Origin of the sequence: Streptomyces corynorhini, assembly GCF_003346515.1 — a bacterium.
In the GTDB taxonomy this organism is placed as follows: Bacteria; Actinomycetota; Actinomycetes; order Streptomycetales; family Streptomycetaceae; genus Streptomyces; species Streptomyces corynorhini.
Genome location: NZ_QQNA01000402.1, coordinates 1 through 5279 on the forward strand (window position 1 = coordinate 1; position 5279 = coordinate 5279).

The following is a 5279-nucleotide window of genomic DNA, read 5'->3' on the forward strand; positions in this document are numbered from 1 at the left end:
GCCCCGGCCGCCCCACCGGCCGCCGGAACCCCGCCGCGGGCCCCGGAAGCCGTCCCCCGGCGGCTCCCCCGCGGAGGCCCGCCGCTCCCCCGCGGGGCCCGTGTCAGCTCCCGGCGCGTGACCTCGCCTTGAATGCCGCCTTCCGGGCGTCCTTGGACGCCGTACGGTCCCGGTGCAGTCGGCCCATCGCCTCCAGCACCTCCGCCGTGGCCGGGTGGTCGACGCGCCAGGCCGCCTCGAAGAAGCCGCTGTGCTGCCCGACCAGGCCCTCCACCAGCTCCCGCAGCTCGTCCGGCTCGCCCTCCGCGTCCAGCTGCGCCGCGATGGTGTCGATGGCCAGCCAGAAGATCATCGACTCCGGCGGCGGCGGGACGTCCGCCGCGCCCAGCTCGGCGAGCCAGACCCGGGCCAGACCGCCCAGCTCCGCGTCGTCCAGGACCTCCCGCACCGCGGGCTCGGCCTCGGCGCCGACCAGCGAGAGCGCCTGCTGGCAGTGGAGGCGGCGCAGCGGCGCGCCGGGGTCCGTGCCCCGGGCGGCGGCCAGCAGATCACGCGCGGCGTCGGCGGGGGCGCGGCGGGCCAGCCACTGCTCGGTCTCGGCGCGGGCCGACAGCTCAGGGAAGCCCGCCACCCCGTCGAGCAGCGCGTGCGCGTCCTTGTCGGCGAGATCGCCGACGGCGGGCGCGTCGACGCCCGCCTCCAGCATCCGGGCCCTGATCCCGTAGAGCCCCAGCGGCGTCAGCCGGACCATCCCGTACCGCGCGATGTCCTCCTCGTCGGCGGAGAGCGAGCGGTCGCCGCCCTCCGGGCCGCCCGCGTCCGCCGGCTCCTCCCCGTCCTCGATCATCAGGGCCTCGTCGACGGGCAGGTACGAGACGAGCCCGATCGGCTCCAGCAGCCTGAACTGGTCGTCCAGCCGCATCATCGCCTCGGAGACCTGTTCCAGGACGTCGTCGGTGGGCTCGCCCATGTCATCGGGAACGATCATCGAAGCGGCGAGGACGGGCAGCGGTACGGGGCCCTCGGCGACGCCGCCGCTCTCGGCGACGGTCAGCAGGTAGAGGTTGCCGAAAACGCCTTCCAGGAACTCCGCCTCCTCCTCCGGGTCCCAGTCGAGCGACTCGAAGTCGACCTCGCCGTCCTCCCCGATGACGGCGGCCAGATCGTCCAGGACCGGGGCCGTCGCGTCGGCGAAGACGACGTCCAGGGCGTCCAGCCAGAGGGCGAGGATGTCCCCGGGACCGCCGGAGGTGACCACCGCGAGCTGCTCGCCCTCGGTGACGCGTCCGGTGCCGCCCTCGTCGTCCGAGCGGCCGTGGGCCTCCTCGTCCGGGTCCGCGACGGCCACCAGGCCGGTGTCGACCGCGACCCGCCACGCCTCGCTCGCGTACGCCTCGCCGTCGCCCTCCGACAACTCGTCGGCCTCGCCGCCGAGTCCGAGGACCTCCGCGGCGGCGGGCAGCTGCTCGTCGACCAGCTCGCCGCCCGCGCCGACCCGGGTACCGGGACCGGCCCAGCGGGCCAGACGCACCGCCCTGGCGAGCAGCGGAGCGGACAGCGCGTCCCGCGCCAGTTCGGCCTCCGAGGTCAGTCGCACCGGCGGCAGGGTGGGGCGGTCTCCGGGCATCTGGAGGGTCTCCTTGTGGCATACGAGGGCAAGGCGGCCCCCAGCGTAGACGTTTTTGGCCCAACCCTTCCGGTCCATGTACTTGACAAGAGCCACGGCGCATCGTTTCGGGCAATCCACGGAACGAGCGCGCGCGGAACCGCCCGCGCGCACTCCCCGGCGCGGCCAGCAGCCCGGCGCTGCCGGGACCCTGCCCGGGTGCTCCGGCGCCCTGCGGGGGCTATCCGGCGCTCAGGCTGATGGCGGGCGTGTACCGCGTCAGCGTGCTGCCGCGCACGCCCGGGTACGCGCGCACGCGCGCCCACTCCTCGGTCGGGGAGCCGATCCCCTCCCCGACCGCCGCGAGCGCGTCGATATGCGCCCGCGCGCTCTCCCACTCCGCGTAGTTGAGGACGCGTGTCCCGTCCGTACTGAGGTGGAAGTGCGCGGAGATGCCGCCCGGGGGCAGGTGGGGATCGGTGTCGAGGGCCTCGAAGACGGCGTCGACCCACCCCTCCCGGATCTGGGCCGCCCCGGGCTCCCCCGGCCGGAACTCGACGTCCACGACGACCACGCAGCCCGGCGCGCGGGTGTCCCCGGCCGGGGACGCGCCGCTGCGGTACAGCGCGTAGCGGCCGAGCCCGAGGCGCTCGATGCCCGGCACGGCCGCGTCGATCTCCGCCACGCGCTCGTCCCGCGAGGCGCCGACGAATCTCTCGTACGCCTCCTCGCCGCTCCACTGCGAGTAGTGCAGCAGGCTGTCCCCGTCCTCCCCGATGGCGACGCTGTACGAGAGCAGCCCGGCGTCCGGCCACGCGCGGGCGCGCCAGACCCGGGAGATGGCGTCGACGGTGGCCCGCTGGCGCGCGGGCGTACCCACGCGCCAGGTACTGACCATGACGACGCCGACACCGGGCCTGGCGGGATCGGGGGCGGTGGCGAGCTGGACGGGCATGGTGACGTACCTCCTGAAGTGCGCGCACCCCCGCGGTGCGCCGGCACTCACCATGCTCAAAGATGAAGCGCGGTCGAGGTCAACCCGCCCGTATCCACCGCCCGGACCCACCGATCGAGCACACCGATCGGGCACACCGCCCGAGCACACCGTCCGTACCCACCGACCGAGCACACCGATCGGGCACGCCTGCCGGAGCGGCGCCTCGGACTCAGACCACCACGTCGAACCACGGCCTGCGCGTGGTCGCCCAGTGCGCCACCCAGCCCGCGAAGCCCTCACCCTCCGTGCGGTGCCCGAACGCGGCCCCGAAGGGCGCCGCGCCCACATCGCTGATGTTCCAGATGCGCCCCCGGTGCGCGCCGGTGACGACCAGGTGCCAGTACATGCCGCTGCCGTCCGTGCCCAGCACCACACTGCCGTGGTTGGAGACCTCGTCGATGAGCGGCTCTATCTCCTCGTACGGCCGGGGGTCGTCCTCCCACACCCATGCCTCGGTGAGCGGGAAGGGCTTCGCCAGCACGCGCTGCCTCTGGTCGCACCCCCAGTCGGCGGGCAGCGCCGCGAGGGGTATCAGCCCGTCGACGTCGGCCGGTCCGTCCGGGCAGCCGTCGCATATCTCGGCGACCAGGGTGCGGTAGGGATCGGGCAGCACGATCCCGTGCTCGTACTCGAAGGTGTGCACGGCCTCCCAGCCCAGGGGTGGCAGGCAGTGCTCCGGCGGGAAGGCCGCGCGCAACGCGTCGAGTTCGCTTCGGAACGCATTGCCGCTGCCGGCGTATTCGCTGTTCATGCTTCTCCATGCCCCCATGTCCTCTATTGGACCAGCACCCACTGACAGTCCTGCCCCGGCTACCCCGCATACCCCGAAGTACCCGTGACACACAGGCAGTCCGGGGCCCTGTCGTTCGCCGGAGGCGGATCGCCACGCGGTCCGCGGCGTCACGGTCACCACTGAGCCGTACGATACGACCGCTCGCGGCCCACGCGTACTCATGTGGAAGCCAACCTCGCCCGCCGTGTCGCAGGAGCATCCTCCCGTATTCCGAACAGACTCCCGATCAGCATCCGGTCGTACCGCCCGAAGCCCCCACGGAAAGCTGTCCGGAAACCGACGGCCCCACCACCCGCCGACCGGTCGCCGAGGGCTGCGACGGGCCGGTGCTCAGCGGCACCGGCGGCACAGGCGGCACCGGCGGCGAGTCGGCGACCACCACGGGCCCCGGGCCGGTCCGTGAACCACCGCGGCCCGCCGACCGGGAGACGGCCGACGGGCTGCTGAGGACGTACGGGGGGAGGTACCGGGGAGGTACCGGGGAGGTACCGGGGAGGTACCGGGGAGGTACGAGGGAGTTCACGGAGGCGGCGCGGGCGGGGCAGGTGCCGTCCGGGGCCGGGCGCCACCGCCCGGCCGCGCCACCGCCCCGCCGCTCGCGGTCAGTTGTTGCTGTGCAGCATGTCGTTGAGGCCGCCCCAGACCGCGTTGTTCGGGCGGGCCTCGACGGCGCCGGTGACCGAGTTGCGGCGGAAGAGGATGTTGCTCGCGCCCGACAGCTCGCGCGCCTTGACGATCTGGCCGTCCGGCAGCGTGACCCGCGTGCCCGCCGTGACGTACAGCCCCGCCTCGACCACGCACTCGTCGCCCAGCGCGATCCCCACCCCGGCCTCGGCGCCCACCAGGCACCGCTCGCCGATGACGATGCGCTGCGTGCCGCCGCCCGAGAGGGTGCCCATGGTGGAGGCGCCGCCGCCGATGTCGGAGCCGTCGCCGATGACGACACCTGCGGAGATGCGGCCCTCGACCATGGAGGTACCGAGCGTGCCCGCGTTGAAGTTGACGAAGCCCTCGTGCATCACCGTCGTGCCCTCGGCGAGGTGCGCGCCGAGCCGTACGCGGTCGGCGTCGGCGATACGGACGCCCTTGGGCGCCACGTAGTCCGTCATCCGGGGGAACTTGTCGACCGATGTCACCTGCAGGTGCAGGCCCTCGGCGCGCGCGTTGAGGCGTACGGTCTCCAGCGCGTCCACGGCGACCGGCCCGAGCGAGGTCCAGGCGACGTTGGTGAGCAGGCCGAAGAGGCCGTCCAGGCTCTGGCCGTGCGGCTCGACCAGGCGGTGGCTGAGCAGGTGGAGGCGGAGGTACGCGTCGTGCGCGTCCAGCGGCTTGTCGTCGAGGGAGGCGATGACCGTACGGACGGCGACGACCTCGACCCCGCGCCGCGCGTCGGCGCCGACGGCTTTGGCCGCGCCCTCACCCAGCAGCTCCACGGCACGCTCGGCGGTCAGCCGCTCGGTGCCGGCCGGACCGGGCTCGGCGGAGAGCGCGGGCGACGGGTACCAGGTGTCGAGGACGGTGCCGTCCTCGGTCAGGGTGGCGAGGCCGGCGGCGACGGCGCCGGTGGTGCGGGGAGAAGTCTTCTCGGTCATGTTCAGAACCTAACGTTCCGGGCGCCGCGCGGGCCAACCGGTCTCAGGTGCCGGGCGTGTACCGCACGGCGCCGTCGGCTCAGCTCAGCCGGTTGCCCTCGGAGCCGCCGGCCACGTGATCGATGTCGTCCTCCGCGCGCGGCAGCGGACCGTGCCCCTCCGAGTGGTGGTTCACCCAGCCGCAGACCCCGCAGCTGTAGCGCCCGTCGAGGCCGGCGATCAGCGTGCCGCCCCCCGGGCCCGAGATCACGTACGGCGAGTGCAGGCAGTGCGGCACGCTGATCGCCGGCC

The 5279-nt window shown here is 74.0% G+C and carries 5 protein-coding genes; all 5 read right to left on the reverse strand.

The window, feature by feature from the left end:
- Nucleotides 1–103: 103 nt before the first annotated feature.
- The 5 genes from DVH02_RS33480 to DVH02_RS33500 all read right to left on the reverse strand — a co-directional run bounded on the left by DVH02_RS33480 (nt 104) and on the right by DVH02_RS33500 (nt 5271).
- A complete protein-coding gene (locus DVH02_RS33480) occupies nt 104–1627 on the reverse strand; it encodes a hypothetical protein (protein WP_114627598.1) in 1524 nt (507 codons plus the stop codon).
- 220 nt (nt 1628–1847) lie between these two features.
- The gene (locus tag DVH02_RS33485; protein WP_114627599.1) at nt 1848–2561 is read right to left on the reverse strand and encodes an antibiotic biosynthesis monooxygenase; all 714 of its coding nucleotides are present in this window, start codon (nt 2559–2561) and stop codon (nt 1848–1850) included.
- Nucleotides 2562–2772: 211 nt separating this feature from the next.
- On the reverse strand, nt 2773–3354 hold the full coding sequence (locus tag DVH02_RS33490) for an SMI1/KNR4 family protein (protein ID WP_114627600.1): 582 nt from the start codon (nt 3352–3354) through the stop codon (nt 2773–2775).
- A 644-nt stretch (nt 3355–3998) separates the two neighbouring features.
- Entirely contained in the window at nt 3999–4988 is a 990-nt protein-coding gene (dapD, locus tag DVH02_RS33495) for a 2,3,4,5-tetrahydropyridine-2,6-dicarboxylate N-succinyltransferase (protein ID WP_114627601.1), read from the reverse strand.
- Nucleotides 4989–5067: 79 nt separating this feature from the next.
- Nucleotides 5068–5271, reverse strand: a complete 204-nt coding sequence (locus DVH02_RS33500) for a hypothetical protein (protein WP_233518623.1) — start codon at nt 5269–5271, stop codon at nt 5068–5070.
- Nucleotides 5272–5279 lie beyond the last annotated feature (8 nt).

Bases quoted from the DNA above. Each gene is read 5' to 3' on its own strand.
- DVH02_RS33480 (WP_114627598.1), bottom strand. From the start codon at position 1,627: ATGCCCGGAGACCGCCCCACCCTGCCGCCGGTGCGACTGACCTCGGAG.
- DVH02_RS33485 (WP_114627599.1), bottom strand. From the start codon at position 2,561: ATGCCCGTCCAGCTCGCCACCGCCCCCGATCCCGCCAGGCCCGGTGTC.
- DVH02_RS33490 (WP_114627600.1), bottom strand. From the start codon at position 3,354: ATGAACAGCGAATACGCCGGCAGCGGCAATGCGTTCCGAAGCGAACTC.
- dapD (WP_114627601.1), bottom strand. From the start codon at position 4,988: ATGACCGAGAAGACTTCTCCCCGCACCACCGGCGCCGTCGCCGCCGGC.